This window comes from Janthinobacterium sp. ROICE36 (assembly GCF_002869965.1).
Taxonomy (GTDB): Bacteria; Pseudomonadota; Gammaproteobacteria; order Burkholderiales; family Burkholderiaceae_D; genus Janthinobacterium.
Genome location: NZ_PEBS01000003.1, coordinates 72,571 through 87,129, shown reverse-complemented (window position 1 = coordinate 87,129; position 14,559 = coordinate 72,571). Strand labels below are relative to the sequence as shown.

Genomic DNA, 14,559 nt, shown 5'->3' with positions numbered 1-14,559 from the left:
TACCCGTCAATAACACGCGCCCCGGAAGGCAATCATGGCTGTAGCCGAAGAAATCGATGTGAACCGCATACCGCCGGAACCGGCGCCTGCCCGCTCGCCCGTGGAGTCCGTGCAAGCCTTTGCCAAGACGCCGATGGGCAAGAATTTCCTGCGCGGACTGGGCGTGGCAGCACTGATTGCCATCGGCGTGGCCTTGTACATGTGGAATCAGCCCCCCGAGTACAAGGTCTTGTTTTCCAACTATACGGACCGCGACGGCGGCGCCATCACCGCGTCGCTGGACCAGTTGGGCATCAAGCACAAGTTTTCCGAAGGGGGCGGCGCCATTCTCGTGCCGTCCGAGCAAGTCCATGACGCGCGTTTGAAACTGGCAGCGCAAGGCTTGCCGAAGGGCGGCAACGTGGGCTTCGAGCTGATGGAAAACCAGAAGCTGGGCGTCTCGCAATTTCTGGAACAGGTCAATTTCCAGCGCGCGCTCGAAGGCGAACTGGCGAAATCGATCGAATCGGTGTCCGCCGTCGACACGGCGCGCGTCCACCTGGCCCTGCCAAAACCGTCCGTCTTCGTGCGCGAACAGCAAAAACCGACGGCTTCCGTGCTGCTGAACCTGCACCCGGGCCGCGGCCTCGACCAGCTACAAGTAAGCGCCATCGTGCACCTGGTGGCGTCCAGCGTGCCGGAATTGCTGCCAATCAATGTCACCGTGGTCGACCAGGCCGGCACCTTGCTGTCGAACCAGGAAAAGGACAAGGACCGCGCCAACGGCATCAAGAGCCTGGACCCGAACCAATTGAAGTACGTGCAGCAGTTGCAGCAAAGCGTGATCAAGCAAGTCGAATCGATCCTCCTGCCCATCGTCGGCGAAGGCAATGTGCGCGCCGAAGCGACGGCCGACGTGGATTTCTCGCAAAGCGAGCAGGCGGCAGAAACCTACAAACCGAACTCGCCGCCGGAAGCGTCCACCATCCGCAGCCAGCAAACGAGCGAATCGACGGGCGCCGGCAATGCCAACCCGTCCGGCGTGCCCGGCGCCCTGTCGAACCAGCCACCCGGCGTGGCGACGGCACCGTTGACGGCAGAAGCACCGGGCGCAGCGCCAGGCGCACCGACGGCGCCCACGCAAAAGGAGTCGACGACAAACTATGAAGTTGACAAGACAGTGCGCTACGAGCAGAAATCCATGGGCGGCTTGCGCCGCCTGTCGGTGGCCGTCGTCGTCAACTACCGCCGCACGATCGACAAGGATGGCAAGGTCACCGTCAAGCCGATTTCCCCTGCCGAAATGGTCCAGATCAATAATCTGGTCAAGGAAGCGATGGGCTACAACAAGGAGCGCGGCGACAGCTTCAGCGTGGCCAACTCGCCCTTCGACGGCATCGACCGCGCGCCGGAAGGCAAGCTGGAATGGTGGCGCGACCCGGCCAACTTGCCGTTGGCCAAGGAGTTGGCGAAATTTCTCATCACGGCCCTGATTTTGCTATATATCTTCATCAAGATCGTGCGCCCGATGCTGCGCCCCGTGATGCGCAAGATCGACGATTTCGGCGCCCCACCGCCCGTCATCGAGCCGGAACTGGCCAAGGATGGCGACGACAACGAAGTTCTGCTCAGCGAAGCCGAGCTGGAAGAACTGGAAGAAGATACGGCCCGCGGTTATCGCGAAAACCTGGCGATGGCCCGGAAACTGGCACAGGAAGATCCGCGCGTGGTCGCCAACGTAATCAAAGCATGGATAGGCAATAATGACTGAGACAACGGGATTGCAAAAAGCATCCATCCTGATGCTGGCACTGGGCGAGAGCGAAGCGGCGGAGGTCATGAAATTCCTCGGCCCGCGCGAAGTGCTGAAACTGGGCGCCGCCATGGCCACCATGAAGGGCATCGCGCACGAGCAAGTAGTCGAAGTGCTCGGCGACTTCCGCGCGCAGACGGAACTCAATTCCACGGTCGGCCTCGATTCGGACGAATACATCCGTCAAGTCCTCACCAAGGCGCTGGGCGACGACAAGGCGTCCGTGCTGCTGTCGCGCATCCTGGGCGGCAAGGATGCGTCCGGCATCGAATCGCTGAAGTGGATGGATTCGCAATCCGTGTCCGAGCTGATCCGCAATGAGCACCCGCAGATCATCGCCACCATCCTGGTCCATCTGGAACGCGACCAGGCTTGCGAAATCCTCGGCCATTTCACGGACCGCCTGCGCAACGACGTGGTGCTGCGCATCGCCACCCTGGACGGCGTGCAGCCGGCCGCCTTGCGCGAACTCAACGACGTGCTGACGAAACTGCTGTCCGGTAACGAAAATATCAAGAAATCGTCGCTGGGCGGCGTGCGCGCGGCGGCCGAGATTCTCAACTTCATGAGCGGCGAGCAAGAAGGCTCCGTCATGGACAATATCAAGAACTACGACAACGACATGGCGCAAAAGATCATGGACGAAATGTTCGTGTTCGACAACGTGATCGATATCGACGACCGCGGCATTCAATTGCTGCTGCGCGAAGTGCAGTCGGAAATGCTGATCATCGCCCTGAAAGGCGCCTCGCAAGAGCTGCGCGACAAGATCTTCAAGAATATGTCGCAGCGTGCGGGCGAGATGATGCGCGAAGACCTGGAGTCGAAAGGCCCCGTGCGCCTGTCGGAAGTGGAATCGCAACAGAAACAGATCCTGCAAATCGTGCGCCGCCTGGCGGACGAAGGGCAGATAGTACTGGGTGGAAAAGGCGAGGATTCGTTTGTCTAATTTAATACCCAAAGAGCAACAAACCGCTTACCAGCGCTGGGAAATGACCTCGTTTGGCGACGAGCGTCCCAGCGTGGTGGCGGCGCGCAAGCTGCTCGAACCCGATCCTGAACCCGAATTCGACCCGGAAATGGATCCATACGGCGAGCTGTCGGAAGAAGAGCTGGCGCCGCCGCTCGAGTATCCGACGCAGGAAGAACTTGACGCCATCCGCGAGGAAGCGCGCGCCACGGCCTTCGATGAGGGCCGCGCCGCCGGCTATGCGGAAGGCCACGCGGCCGGGCATGCCGATGGCCATGCGGAATCGTATGCCGAAGGCAAGGCCGCCTCCGGCGTGGAACTGGCGCATCTGCAAACCATCGCCGTCGACTTCGGCACGGCCGTGCACCAGGCCGATGAACTGATCGCCAACGAAGTCATGGAACTGGCCTTGCAACTGGCCAAGGGCATGCTGAAAGCGGCCTTGCCCGTGCGCCCAGAGCTGATGCTGCCGATGGTACGCGAAGCCATTGAATACTTGCCCGTCCTGCAACAACCAGCCTTGCTGATGCTCAATCCCGAAGATGCGCAAGTGGTACGCGACGGCATCGGCGATGAGCTCGACAAAGGTGGCTGGCGTGTCATCGAAGACCCCAGCGTGGAACGCGGCGGTTGCAAGATCGACACGGCCAGCAACCAGATCGATGCGCAAAGTTCCACCCGCTGGCAGCGCCTGACGCATGCGCTGGGCAAGGACCTGGACTGGCTGGCGCCGTGAGCGAGTCCGTCAAAGGCCCGCAAGCCCATGCGGCGCGCTGGCGCGCCTATCTGAGCGACTGTTCGGCCGTGGTCGGCTTTGTCGAACCGATGCAAATTTCGGGCCGGGTCACGCGGGTGGCCGGCCTGGTGATGGAAGCGGTGGGCCTGCGCCTGGCCGTGGGCGCCGCCTGCACCGTGCCGCTGCCGAATGGCGGGCGGGTCGAGGCGGAAGTGGTGGGCTTTGAAGGCGAGCGCCTGTTTTTGATGCCGCAAAGCGACGTCGAGGGCATCGTGCCCGGCACGCGCGTGTTTTCCGTCGAACCGGCCATTCCCCGCCCCGGCAGCGTGGCGCACCCGCGCCGCCGCCCCAGCGACCGCGCGCGCCACCTGCCCGTAGGTCCGCAACTGCTGGGCCGCGTGCTCGATGGCGCAGGACGGCCGCTCGATCAGCTGGGCCCCCTGCTCACGACCGACAGCGCCCCCATCAATGTGCGCCCTGCCAATCCGCTGGGCCGCGCCCCCATCGTGACCACGCTGGATGTGGGCGTGCGCTCGATCAATGCCATGTTGACCGTAGGCCGGGGCCAGCGCATGGGCCTGTTCGCCGGTTCCGGCGTGGGCAAGAGCGTGCTGCTGGGCATGATGGCCCGCTACACGGAGGCGGACGTGATCGTCGTCGGCCTGATCGGCGAACGGGGTCGAGAAGTGAAGGAATTCATCGAGCAAATCCTCGGCGCCGAAGGCCTGGCCCGCTCCGTCGTCGTGGCGGCGCCGGCCGACACGCCACCTCTGATGCGCCTGCAGGGCGCCGCGTATGCGACGGCCATTGCCGAGTATTTCCGCGACCAGGGGCAAAACGTGCTGTTAATCATGGATTCGCTGACCCGCTACGCCATGGCGCAGCGCGAAATTGCCCTGGCCATCGGCGAACCGCCTGCCACCAAGGGTTATCCTCCGTCCGTCTTCGCCAAGCTGCCCGTGCTGGTGGAACGGGCCGGCAATGGCGAAGAAGGCGGCGGCTCGATCACCGCCTTCTACACCGTGCTGACCGAGGGCGACGACCAGCAGGACCCGATCGCCGACTCGGCGCGCGCGATTCTCGACGGCCATATCGTGCTCAACCGCCGCCTGGCCGAGGCGGGACACTACCCTGCCATCGACATCGAGCAATCGATTTCACGCGCTGCCCACTCGATCACCACGCCGGAACACCAGCAGCAGGCGCGCAAGCTCAAGCAACTGTATTCGCGCTATGAACGCAGCCGCGACCTGATCAGCGTGGGTGCCTACAGCGCCGGCACCGACCCCGTGCTGGACCAGGCCATCGCCCTGCATGAAAAGATCGAGGCTTTTTTGCAACAGCAAATTACGGAGCGGGTCAGCATGGACGAGAGCTTGGGGCAACTTACCGCTCTATTCGACTGATGAGGGCTTGCACAGCGGGAATATAATCAACCATGGCTTCCCCTTCCCAACTTGCAACCCTGATCGACCTTGCCCAGCGCGAAACGGATGACTGCGCCAAGCGCCTGGGCGCGGCCCTGAAAGCGCTGGACGATTGCCGCCAGAAACTCGACATGCTATCGGGCTACCGCGATGACTATGCCCAGCGTTTTGAGGCGAGCATGAGCAATGGCATTACGCCCATGGCCTACCGCAACTTCCAGGCTTTCATGGTCAAGCTCGACGGCGCCATCCTGGGCCAGCAGCAAGTGGTCGAGCATGCGCAGGCACGCAGCGACAATGAAAAGATGCGCTGGCAATTGGCCGAACGCAAGCGCATGTCGTACACCACCCTGAACAACCGGGCACAGGAACAGGCGCTGAAGCTGGAAAACAAGCGCGACCAGAAAGCAATGGATGAGCACGCGGCGCGACAAGCCTATTACAAACGCTAAGCAACCCTGAGACAGCATCATGCAAACCCTGCAAAACCCGATTTCCCAGATTGTCTCGCCGAACGCCACGCCGGGCGCCGCCAACCGCAGCCAGCCGCCCAGCGGCGGCACGGCCGGCGACTTCCAGCGCACCCTGAACCGCCAGATCGAGCAACGCCAGGCCAGCCGCAATATGGCGCAAGCGCAAGTACAAGCGCCGGCGGCCCGCCCCGCCAGCCCTGCCGCCACGCAGGCACCCGCCCAGGCGCCGGCCAAGGAAACGAAGCCGGCGCAAACGAGCACCGAACAGGCCGCCAACAGCGAACAGCCATCCGCACCGGCCAGCGAGGCGGCCGCGCCCGCCACCGGCGATGGTTCCAGCACTGCGGCCGAGGCAAGCGTGCCCGCCACGCCCACCGCGACAGCACCGCCGCCAGCCGATCCGGCAGCCGAGATGCTGGCCCTGGTGGGCAGCATCCAATTAGCCATCCAGTCGCCAGCGGCAGCAGCCAAGGCCTTGCCGGAACTGCCCGCGCGCGCCAGCGTCAAGGCCGACGGCAAGAACCTGGCCACAGGGCCATTGCTGGCAGCCGGCCAGGGCAGCGGCAAGGCCGCCGCCACCGTTATCGCGCAAGCCGACAGCGGCGACTTTGCCGACAGCCTGGGCCAGGCCCAAGGCAAGACAACAGCCACGCCAGGCACCAGCGTGCCAACCGGCAAGGCCGAGCCTGGAAAGCTGGCCATCGACGCCCAGCTGGCGGCCACCGCCAGGGCTGGCAGCGCCGTGGCCGAAGCTACCATCAAGGAAGCACCAGCCGACCTGAGCCGCCTGGCGGTCCAGTTGCAGCCAGGCGCGCTGCAGCAGGCCGCCGCCGCCATGGCCGTGCCGGCAGACAAGCTGACGGGCCGGGTCGGCACGCCGGCCTGGGACCAGCAACTGGGGCAGAAAGTCGTGTGGATGGCGGCCGGTGGCGACCAGAGCGCCACCCTGACCCTGAATCCGCCCGACCTGGGCCCCGTGCAAGTGGTCCTGACGGTCACCAATGACCAGGCCGATGCTGCCTTCATGTCGGCCCAGCCCGAAGTGCGCCAGGCGCTGGAAGCGGCCATGCCGCGCCTGCGCGAGATGATGAGCGAAGCGGGCATCGCCTTTGGCAGCGCCACCGTCTCGGCTGGCACGCCGGAACAGCAAAACAATGGCGAACGGGCCGCCTCGGGCGAGCGGCGCGGCAATGGCCAGGGCGGCGGCGTATCGGGTGGCGAGATCGCCATCGCGCCTGCGGCAGGCGGACGCAGCCGGCCCAGCCTGAGTGCCGTGGATACCTTTGCCTGAGGCCGATTCGTCGTCCCCGGGCCACAGGCGCGCCCCACAGCGTAACTTTTCGTATAAAAACAGCGAGTTGAAGGCGCTTCCGCCCTCTTTTCACTGCATCCTTCTGCGCAGAATTTGCCGATAATGACATAATGGCGTCGTGATCCATTTCCATGCACTCGAGTACCATTGAAAGCAAATCCAAAAATGAAAGCAGATCCGAAAGCAGATGCAGGCCTGGCCCCCGCCGGCGCCTCGAAAAAGAAGCTTCTGATCATCGTGCTGGCCTCGGTGCTGGTGGCCGGCGGCATCGGTGGCGGTGCAGCCTGGTACTTCCTGCATGGCAAGGCCGATAAAGAAGAATCGGCGCCCAACAAGAAGAAACATGCCGCTTCCAAGGCAGGCCCGCCCGTCTTCGTGCCCATCGACTCCTTCACCGTCAACTTGCAGCCGGAAAATGGCGAGCAATACCTGCAAATCGCGTTTACCTTGCAGGCCAGCAGCCCGGAAGAAATGGACTTGATCAAGGTCAACATGCCGAAAGTGCGCAGCCGCTTGCTGCTGTTGCTGTCCGGCAAGAAGGCATCCGAACTCAATACCGTGGAAGGCAAGCAGCAACTGGCGGCCGAAATCATCAATCAGGTGAACCAGCCGTTCGAGGACAAAGGGCCGGAGCAGGACGTGACGGACGTATTATTTACCGCATTCATCATTCAATAAGCAGCCATGGCCGATAATTTCCTCTCCCAGGAAGAAGTCGATGCCCTTCTGAAGGGCGTCAACGGAGACCAGGACGACGCGCAGGCGCCGGAAGATGTCACGGGAGTTCGTACCTACAACCTGGCAACCCAGGAGCGCATCGTGCGCGGCCGGATGCCAACGTTGGAAATTATCAACGAGCGTTTCGCCCGTCTGCTGCGCGTGGGCCTGTTCAACTTCCTGCGCCGCAGCGCCGAAGTTTCGGTGGGTTCCGTGCGCGTATCGAAGTACAGCGAATTCATCCGCAACCTGGTGGTGCCGACCAATCTGAACCTGGTCCACATGAAGCCGCTTCGCGGCACGGCCCTGATGGTCTTCGATCCGGGCCTGGTGTTCCTGCTGGTCGACAACCTGTTCGGCGGCGACGGACGTTTTCATACGCGTGTCGAAGGACGCGACTTTACGCAGACGGAACAGCGCATCATTTTGCGCATCCTCGACATCGTCTTTGAAGCCTACACCAAGTCGTGGGAACCGGTCTTTCCCGTCGAATTCGAATATATCCGCTCGGAAATGAACACGCAGTTCGCCAACATCGCCACGCCGAATGAAGTGGTGGTGGCCTCCACGTTTACGGTGGAACTGGGCTCCGTTTCCGGACAAATTCACTTCTGCATGCCGTATTCGATGATCGAGCCGATCCGCGATTCGCTGACCTCCAGCCTGCAGGGCGAAGCGCTGGAAGTGGACAAGCGCTGGATCCGCCTGATGACGCAGCAGATCCAGATCGCCGAAGTCGAGCTGGTGGCCTCGCTGGGCACGGCGCGCGTCTCGTTCGACGAAATCCTGAACATGAAGGTGGGCGACATCATCCCGCTGAATATTCCCGAACTGATCGCCGCCACCGTCGACGGCGTGCCCGTGATGGATTGCACCTACGGCGTGTTGAACGGACAATATGCGCTGAAGGTCGAAAAATTGCTGGCGAATGCAGACAACATGAACAATCATTAAGTAATGCACTCGGGCCGCGCTGCGGTCCGCATCTGTACAACAGGGAGAAACACATGTCTGACAACCAAGACGACCAAAGCGCGGAAGACGATTGGGGCGCGGCTATTGCCGAGCAGGCCAAGGCGGAAGCCGACGCGCTGCAAAACCAGGCCGCCAATACGGCCAGCGCGGCCAGCGCCGCCGTGTTCAAGGACTTTTCCAAGCAGGCATCGAAGTCGGAAACGCACAACGATATCGATTTCATCCTCGATATTCCGGTGCAGCTGACGGTCGAACTGGGCCGCACGAAAATTGCCATCAAGAACCTGCTGCAACTGGCACAAGGTTCCGTGGTCGAGCTCGACGGTCTGGCGGGCGAACCGATGGACGTGCTGGTGAACGGCTGCCTGATTGCCCAGGGCGAAGTGGTGGTGGTGAATGACAAGTTTGGTATCCGCCTGACCGACATCATCACGCCTTCCGAACGCATCCGAAAATTGAATAAATGAAGCCTGGTCTGTTGATTTCCACCCTGCTGCCGCTCATGGCGGCATGCGGCATTGCGCTGGCGGCGCCCGCTTCGGCGCCCGTACCACCTTCGGTCCCGGCCGAAACGGCGGCGCCCAGCGCAGCTGCCGAAGTTGCAACTGAAAAACCCGCTGCAGCGGCGCCCGCGCCAGCTGCCGCCCTGCCCGCCATGCCGGCCGGCGCCCCCATGACGATGGCGCCGACAAGCTCGGCCGGCAGCTTGCTGCAAACCATCCTGGCGCTGGTGTTCGTGCTGGCCCTGCTGATCGGCCTGGCCTGGTGCATGAAGCGCTATGGCCCCAAAGTCATGGGCGGTAACAACAAGATGCGCGTCGTCAGCTCGCTCAACCTGGGCGGACGCGAACGCATCGTCCTCGTCGAAGTGGCCGACCAGTGGATCGTCGTCGGCGCCTCGCCCGGCCGCATCAATGCGCTGGCCACCATGCCGCGCCAGGAAGGCGAGTTGCCACAACTGGTCACGGCGCAAAACGGCCCTGCGGCCGCCAATTTTTCCGAGTGGCTGAAACAGACCATCGAAAAACGCAATGGGAAATAAGCAGCAGATGGCGTGGTCCAACGTAAAGACTCCCCTGACCTGGCTGCTGGCAGCGGCCGCCCTGGCCTTGCCGCTGTGGGCCATGGCCCAGCCGGGCATCCCGGCCTTCAACAGCACGCCGGCACCGGGCGGGGGACAGAATTATTCGCTGCCGGTGCAGACGCTCATCCTGATGACGTCGCTCACCTTCCTGCCGGCGGCCCTCTTGATGATGACCTGCTTTACGCGCATCATCATCGTGCTATCGCTGCTGCGCCAGGCCATCGGCACGCAATCGGCGCCGCCCAACCAGGTGCTGGTGGGACTGGCCTTGTTCCTGACCCTGTTCGTCATGGGCCCCGTGTTCGACAAGATCTACACGGATGCCTATCTTCCTTACCAAGAAAACAAGATCAGCATGCAGCAGGCGATGGACAAGGGCGTCGATCCCCTGAAAACCTTCATGCTCAAGCAGACGCGCCAGGCCGACCTGGCCCTGTTTGCCAAGATGTCGCGCTCGCCGGCCCTGCAAGGCCCGGAAGACGTGCCGCTGCGCATCCTCGTGCCCGCCTTCGTCACCAGTGAACTGAAAACGGCGTTCCAGATCGGCTTTGCCATCTTCATCCCGTTTTTGATCATCGACATGGTGGTCGCCAGCGTGCTGATGTCGATGGGCATGATGATGATGTCGCCGGCCACGATCTCGCTGCCGTTCAAGCTGATGCTGTTCGTGCTGGTCGATGGCTGGCAATTGCTGCTGGGCTCCTTGTCTCAGAGTTTTTACTAGGGGAAGTACGATGACACCCGAAAGCGTCATGACCCTGGGCCGCCATGCCATGGAAATCACCCTGATGGTGGCCGCGCCCATGCTGCTCGTCGCCCTCATCATCGGCTTGATCGTGAGTATCTTCCAGGCGGCCACGCAGATCAACGAATCGACCCTGTCTTTCATCCCCAAGCTGGTCGGCATCTTTGTCGCCCTCGTCGTGGCCGGTCCGTGGATGCTGTCCGTCATGCTCGACTACATGCGCCAGGTATTTACCGGCATTCCGAACCTGGTGGGTTAGTGCAGCCACCATTGCCATGCTGACCCTGTCGAGCATCGAACTGAATACGTGGATCGCAGCACTGCTGTGGCCGCTTAGCCGCATCCTCGGCCTGATCGCGGCCGCGCCCCTGTTCGGCAACGCGGCCGTGCCAGCCACCGTGAAGGTGACGCTGGGCGCGCTGCTGGCCATGATCATCGCCCCCACCGTACCGGCCCTGCCTGCCGTCAACCCGATGTCCTTGCCCGGTTTGCTGATCCTGACGCAAGAGATGCTGGTGGGCCTGGCCATGGGTTTTTCCATCCGCATCGTGTTTTCCGCCGTCGAAATGGCTGGCGAGCTCAGCAGTCTCACCATGGGCCTGGGCTTCGCCTCGTTCTTCGACCCGCAAACCAAGGGCAGGTCTTCCGCCATCAGCCAGTTCCTCGTCATGCTGGCCACCTTGATGTTTCTGACAGTCAACGGCCACCTGGTCTTGCTGGCGGCGCTGGCGGAAAGTTTCGTCAGCCTGCCCATTTCATCGAGTCCCATCAGCAGCGGCGGTTTCCAGCAATTGGCGGCCTGGGGCGGGGAAATCTTCCGTTCCGGCCTGCAGATTTCGCTGCCCGTCATCGCCGCCTTGCTGTTGACCAACGTGGCGCTGGGCATTTTGACGCGCGCCGCGCCGCAGCTGAACATTTTTGGTATCGGCTTCCCCGTCACCCTGGGCGTGGGCTTGCTGGTGATCGGCATGGTCCTGCCCTACCTGGCTACGCCCTTCCAGAACATGTTCCTGCGCGGCATAGAAACGGCGCGCTTGCTGCCGCGTGGCTTTGCCACGCGCGAGCGCCCGCCGCCGCCGCCGCCGGCCAATCCCCTGCGCCCCGCACCGCCTGCCACGCCAGCGCCGTAAGATCAGCGCTGCGGGTCGCTGCCGAGTGCCATGCGCCAGCGCCGCATGTCGAGATTCAGGCGCAACTGCTGATATTTGACCAGGTAGCGCACGCCGACCAGCGCGGCCGCCAGACCCGACAGGGCGGCTATGCCCAGCGCCCAGCGCGGGCCAAAGGTATCGGCCACCCAGCCCACGACTGGCGCGCCCAGCGGCGTGCCGCCCGCCGAGATGGCCAGCACGATGGCCACCACGCGGCCCCGCATGGCGGGTGCCGTCGACAGTTGCACACTGCTGTTGACACTGGTGGTAAACGTTTGCGCGGCGATGCCGATGAGCACCAGCATCATGCCGAACAGCCAGTAATTGGGCATCACGGCGGCCAGCGCGCAGGCCAGGCCGAACAGCGCCGCCGCCCCCATCAGCAAGGCCAGCGTGGGCTGGCCCCGCCCCGCCGCCAGCAGGGCGCCGGCCACGGAGCCACACGCCATCACGGAACTGAGCACGCCATACTGGCCGGCGCCCGCATGGAAGGCCGTGAGCGACATGGTCGACAGGAAAATCGGGAAATTCAAGCCAAAGGTACCGATCAGTAACAGCATCAGCAGGATGGCCATCAGGTCGGGCCGCTGGCGCACGTAGCGGAAACCCTCGCCCAGGCTGGCGCGCGTGGCCTTCAGGCGCGGCGCGCGGCGCAGCAATGCCACGCGTAGCAGCAACAGCGAACCGATCACGGCGGCAAACGAGACGGCGTTGATGATGAAGACCCAGCCGCTGCCGACGCTGCTGATGAGCAAACCCGCCACTGCCGGGCCCAGCAAGCGCGCCGCATTGAACGAGGTGGAATTGAGCGCTACGGCATTCGTCAAGTCTTCCTCGCCGACAATTTCAGCAACAAACGTCTGGCGCACGGGCGAATCGAAGGCCGTCACGCAGCCCAGCAGGAAAGCAAACACATACACATGCCACAGTTGTACCAGGCCGCTGATGCACAAGATCCCGAGTCCCAGCGCCAGCAAGCCCATGGCCGCCTGCGTACACAGCAGCAGCTTGCGCCGGTCGAGCAGGTCGGCCGCCATGCCCGTCAGGGGCAGCAACAGCAGTTGCGGGCCGAATTGCAAGGCCATGACGATGCCAACGGCGCTGGCATTGTGCTGTGTCAATTCGCTCAGCACCAGCCAATCCTGCGCCGTGCGCTGCATCCAGGTGCCGATATTCGACACCAGGGCACCACCGGCCCAGATACGGTAATTGGGTATGCGTAGCGAACGGAATGTGTTGTTCATCTGGGCGTGCGGGCTCCTTGCCGGCGTCGTGGTGGATGGTTCAGCGGATCACTGCGCCAAGCGTTTGAGTAATGCCACCGCATGGTTCAGTTCGCTGACTTCGTCCGGCGTGAGCCGGGTTTCAATGGTGCGCGCCAGCCAGTCCTCGCGCGCGGCGCGGCTGGCCGCGATCCAGGCGCGGCAGTTGTCCGTCAGGGTCAATAGCGTCTGCCGGCCATCCGCCGGGTCGGGCGAGCCCGTCACCAGCTGCGCCTCGGTCAGCGCCAGCACCGTGGCGGCCATCGACTGGGGCCGCATGCCTTCGGCGCGCGCCAGACTGCTGGCGGTGGCCGGGCCGTCGCGCTCGAGACGGCTGAGCACGGACGCCTGCGACATGCTGACATCCCCAAGATGCGCTTCCTCGCGCAGACGGCGGCGCAATTTGCCGATGAGAATGCGCAAGTCGCCGGCCAGTTGCAATGCGCGTTCGTGCTCTTCTTGTGGGGTATGCATGGGAGGCAGATTGTGGATCAACGAGCACCATCATAACAGATGCACAGGTAGACTGCACAGTTTTCCTGTATATATTATCAAGGCGAACATCTTGCGAACGCAAAAAAACCGGGGCGGGAGATGCACTCCCTGCCCCGGCTTGCTATCACGACGGATCGCTTAGCTGATGTAATTGAACAGCGACAGGCCCGAGATCGAGGTGAACGTTTTCTGCGCCGCCTGCAGAGTGACTTGCTGCTGGCTGAAGTTGGAAATGGCTTTCACCATGTCCAGGTCCTGCAGGTCAGACAGGGTGGTGGCGTACTGGATGTCGAGGTCGTCGCCGGCGCTGTCGAGGTAATCGAGTTCCTTCATGCGCGAACCGACTTCCGCGCGCACGGACAGCACATTGTCGTAGGCCGTGTCGAGAATATCATGCGCGGCGTTCAAGCCGTTCGTCAGGCGTGCCTGGCCCGCATCGCCGCTGCCCGCCTGGCGCAGCACGCCGATCAGGTTTTTCACGGTGGTAAACAGCGATTCCTTGGCGCTCGGCTCCAGCGTAAAGCTGTCCAGATCGGCCGGCTTGCCCGTGATATTCACTTGCTGGCCATCGAAGGTGATGGCGTCGCCCGCCTTGTAGGCGATGGGAACGGCGGGATTCGGCACCGTCTGTCCCAAGGTGGCGTCCGTGACGGTGTAGGTGGTGACGGCGTCGGTGCCCGTGCCCGTGACCTTGAAATCGATCGAATACTTGTGCCCCGTCAAGAGCGACGGGTCCGTCACCGTGCCGCCCGAGACGATGCCCGAGCCGCCGCGCGTAAAGTTGGCGGTGGCCGCCGCCGTGGTGAACTTGCCGTTGCCGGTCAGGTTATTCTCGAACACCGTGGCGCCGGAATCGCTGGTGGCCAGATAGCGCGCCGAGCCCACCTGCAACTCGCGCTGGCCCTGGTCGCCCACATAGGTGGCGCCCGTCGGCGTCTGGCTGAATGGCTGGGTGGTGGATTTATAGCCGGAAAACAGGTAGCCGCCGGCGCCGTCGGCCGTGTTGGCGATGCCCATCAAGTCGGTCAGCCGGCCTTCCAGTTCCTTGGCCAGGGTATCGCGGTCGACATCCTGAAGGGCAGGATTGCCGGCCTTCAGGACCAGGTCTTTCACGTCGGCGATCAGCGAAGTGGTGCTGGCCAGTGCCAGCTCTTCCTGCGACAGGAAATTCTTGGCGTTCGAGCGGTTCGTCACGAACTGGGTATTGATCGATTGCGACTGCGTCACTTCCAGCGCGCGCGCCGAGGCGATCGGGTCGTCGGCCGGCGTCAGGTTGCGACGGTTCGACGACAGTTGCATCTGCGTACGGTTCAAGGCGCCCTGCAGATTGTTCAGCTGCGAGCTGCCCTGGTCATAAATCATTCGTGTGCTGATGCGCATGATGCTGCCCTTCCAGAAAGCTGCCGCGCACTACGTCGCG

General features: G+C 63.1%; 16 protein-coding genes. 13 read left to right on the top strand and 3 right to left on the bottom strand.

Annotated elements, in window-relative coordinates:
* The first annotated feature begins 34 nt into the window (after positions 1 to 34).
* From fliF to fliR, 13 genes are all read left to right on the top strand, one after another.
* Complete coding sequence (gene fliF, locus CSZ94_RS02325) at positions 35 to 1,750, top strand: flagellar basal-body MS-ring/collar protein FliF (protein ID WP_102120025.1); 1,716 nt, start codon at positions 35 to 37, stop codon at positions 1,748 to 1,750.
* Positions 1,743 to 2,741 (top strand): flagellar motor switch protein FliG, encoded by a 999-nt coding sequence (gene fliG, locus CSZ94_RS02320; protein WP_034754023.1) that lies wholly within the window; start codon positions 1,743 to 1,745, stop codon positions 2,739 to 2,741. Before fliF ends, fliG begins: the two co-directional genes overlap by 8 nt.
* 43 nt (positions 2,742 to 2,784) lie before the next feature.
* Positions 2,785 to 3,498, top strand: a complete 714-nt coding sequence (locus CSZ94_RS02315) for a flagellar assembly protein FliH (protein ID WP_102120024.1) — start codon at positions 2,785 to 2,787, stop codon at positions 3,496 to 3,498.
* 89 nt (positions 3,499 to 3,587) lie between these two features.
* Positions 3,588 to 4,904 (top strand): flagellar protein export ATPase FliI, encoded by a 1,317-nt coding sequence (gene fliI / locus CSZ94_RS02310; RefSeq protein ID WP_258000739.1) that lies wholly within the window; start codon positions 3,588 to 3,590, stop codon positions 4,902 to 4,904.
* A 32-nt stretch (positions 4,905 to 4,936) separates the two neighbouring features.
* A complete protein-coding gene (fliJ, locus tag CSZ94_RS02305) occupies positions 4,937 to 5,377 on the top strand; it encodes a flagellar export protein FliJ (RefSeq protein WP_102120022.1) in 441 nt (146 codons plus the stop codon).
* Between the two features lie 19 nt (positions 5,378 to 5,396).
* Positions 5,397 to 6,689: a flagellar hook-length control protein FliK gene (locus CSZ94_RS02300; RefSeq protein ID WP_102120021.1), complete on the top strand. Its 1,293-nt coding sequence runs from the start codon at positions 5,397 to 5,399 to the stop codon at positions 6,687 to 6,689.
* Between the two features lie 186 nt (positions 6,690 to 6,875).
* Positions 6,876 to 7,388: a flagellar basal body-associated protein FliL gene (gene fliL, locus CSZ94_RS02295; protein ID WP_102120020.1), complete on the top strand. Its 513-nt coding sequence runs from the start codon at positions 6,876 to 6,878 to the stop codon at positions 7,386 to 7,388.
* A 6-nt stretch (positions 7,389 to 7,394) separates the two neighbouring features.
* Entirely contained in the window at positions 7,395 to 8,381 is a 987-nt protein-coding gene (gene fliM, locus CSZ94_RS02290; RefSeq protein WP_034754035.1) for a flagellar motor switch protein FliM, read from the top strand.
* Between the two features lie 53 nt (positions 8,382 to 8,434).
* Positions 8,435 to 8,869 carry a flagellar motor switch protein FliN gene (fliN, locus tag CSZ94_RS02285; protein WP_102120019.1) on the top strand — a complete coding sequence of 145 codons (435 nt, stop codon included), beginning with the start codon at positions 8,435 to 8,437 and terminating at the stop codon, positions 8,867 to 8,869.
* Positions 8,866 to 9,444, top strand: coding sequence for a flagellar biosynthetic protein FliO (gene fliO, locus CSZ94_RS02280; protein ID WP_102120018.1), 579 nt, complete (start codon positions 8,866 to 8,868; stop codon positions 9,442 to 9,444). The genes fliN and fliO overlap by 4 nt, the downstream gene beginning before the upstream one ends.
* 7 nt (positions 9,445 to 9,451) lie before the next feature.
* A complete protein-coding gene (fliP, locus tag CSZ94_RS02275; RefSeq protein WP_096238644.1) occupies positions 9,452 to 10,210 on the top strand; it encodes a flagellar type III secretion system pore protein FliP in 759 nt (252 codons plus the stop codon).
* Between the two features lie 10 nt (positions 10,211 to 10,220).
* A complete protein-coding gene (gene fliQ / locus CSZ94_RS02270; protein ID WP_099762562.1) occupies positions 10,221 to 10,490 on the top strand; it encodes a flagellar biosynthesis protein FliQ in 270 nt (89 codons plus the stop codon).
* Between the two features lie 16 nt (positions 10,491 to 10,506).
* Entirely contained in the window at positions 10,507 to 11,361 is an 855-nt protein-coding gene (gene fliR / locus CSZ94_RS02265) for a flagellar biosynthetic protein FliR (RefSeq protein ID WP_102120017.1), read from the top strand.
* A 2-nt stretch (positions 11,362 to 11,363) separates the two neighbouring features.
* Here fliR and CSZ94_RS02260 read toward each other — a convergent pair whose 3' ends face one another.
* The 3 genes from CSZ94_RS02260 to flgL form a co-directional block, all read right to left on the bottom strand.
* A complete protein-coding gene (locus CSZ94_RS02260; protein ID WP_102120016.1) occupies positions 11,364 to 12,626 on the bottom strand; it encodes an MFS transporter in 1,263 nt (420 codons plus the stop codon).
* A 48-nt stretch (positions 12,627 to 12,674) separates the two neighbouring features.
* A complete protein-coding gene (locus CSZ94_RS02255) occupies positions 12,675 to 13,118 on the bottom strand; it encodes a MarR family winged helix-turn-helix transcriptional regulator (protein ID WP_102120015.1) in 444 nt (147 codons plus the stop codon).
* A gap of 159 nt (positions 13,119 to 13,277) precedes the next feature.
* The gene (flgL, locus tag CSZ94_RS02250) at positions 13,278 to 14,519 is read right to left on the bottom strand and encodes a flagellar hook-associated protein FlgL (protein WP_180977329.1); all 1,242 of its coding nucleotides are present in this window, start codon (positions 14,517 to 14,519) and stop codon (positions 13,278 to 13,280) included.
* Between the last annotated feature and the right edge of the window lie 40 nt (positions 14,520 to 14,559).

Coding starts and splice junctions, on each gene's coding strand:
- fliN (WP_102120019.1), top strand. CDS start 8,435: ATGTCTGACAACCAAGACGACCAAAGCGCGGAAGACGATTGGGGCGCG.
- fliP (WP_096238644.1), top strand. CDS start 9,452: ATGGCGTGGTCCAACGTAAAGACTCCCCTGACCTGGCTGCTGGCAGCG.
- CSZ94_RS02315 (WP_102120024.1), top strand. CDS start 2,785: ATGACCTCGTTTGGCGACGAGCGTCCCAGCGTGGTGGCGGCGCGCAAG.
- flgL (WP_180977329.1), bottom strand. CDS start 14,519: ATGCGCATCAGCACACGAATGATTTATGACCAGGGCAGCTCGCAGCTG.
- fliJ (WP_102120022.1), top strand. CDS start 4,937: ATGGCTTCCCCTTCCCAACTTGCAACCCTGATCGACCTTGCCCAGCGC.
- CSZ94_RS02255 (WP_102120015.1), bottom strand. CDS start 13,118: ATGCATACCCCACAAGAAGAGCACGAACGCGCATTGCAACTGGCCGGC.
- CSZ94_RS02300 (WP_102120021.1), top strand. CDS start 5,397: ATGCAAACCCTGCAAAACCCGATTTCCCAGATTGTCTCGCCGAACGCC.
- fliQ (WP_099762562.1), top strand. CDS start 10,221: ATGACACCCGAAAGCGTCATGACCCTGGGCCGCCATGCCATGGAAATC.
- fliG (WP_034754023.1), top strand. CDS start 1,743: ATGACTGAGACAACGGGATTGCAAAAAGCATCCATCCTGATGCTGGCA.
- CSZ94_RS02260 (WP_102120016.1), bottom strand. CDS start 12,626: ATGAACAACACATTCCGTTCGCTACGCATACCCAATTACCGTATCTGG.
- fliO (WP_102120018.1), top strand. CDS start 8,866: ATGAAGCCTGGTCTGTTGATTTCCACCCTGCTGCCGCTCATGGCGGCA.
- fliI (WP_258000739.1), top strand. CDS start 3,588: ATGCAAATTTCGGGCCGGGTCACGCGGGTGGCCGGCCTGGTGATGGAA.
- fliL (WP_102120020.1), top strand. CDS start 6,876: ATGAAAGCAGATCCGAAAGCAGATGCAGGCCTGGCCCCCGCCGGCGCC.
- fliR (WP_102120017.1), top strand. CDS start 10,507: ATGCTGACCCTGTCGAGCATCGAACTGAATACGTGGATCGCAGCACTG.
- fliF (WP_102120025.1), top strand. CDS start 35: ATGGCTGTAGCCGAAGAAATCGATGTGAACCGCATACCGCCGGAACCG.
- fliM (WP_034754035.1), top strand. CDS start 7,395: ATGGCCGATAATTTCCTCTCCCAGGAAGAAGTCGATGCCCTTCTGAAG.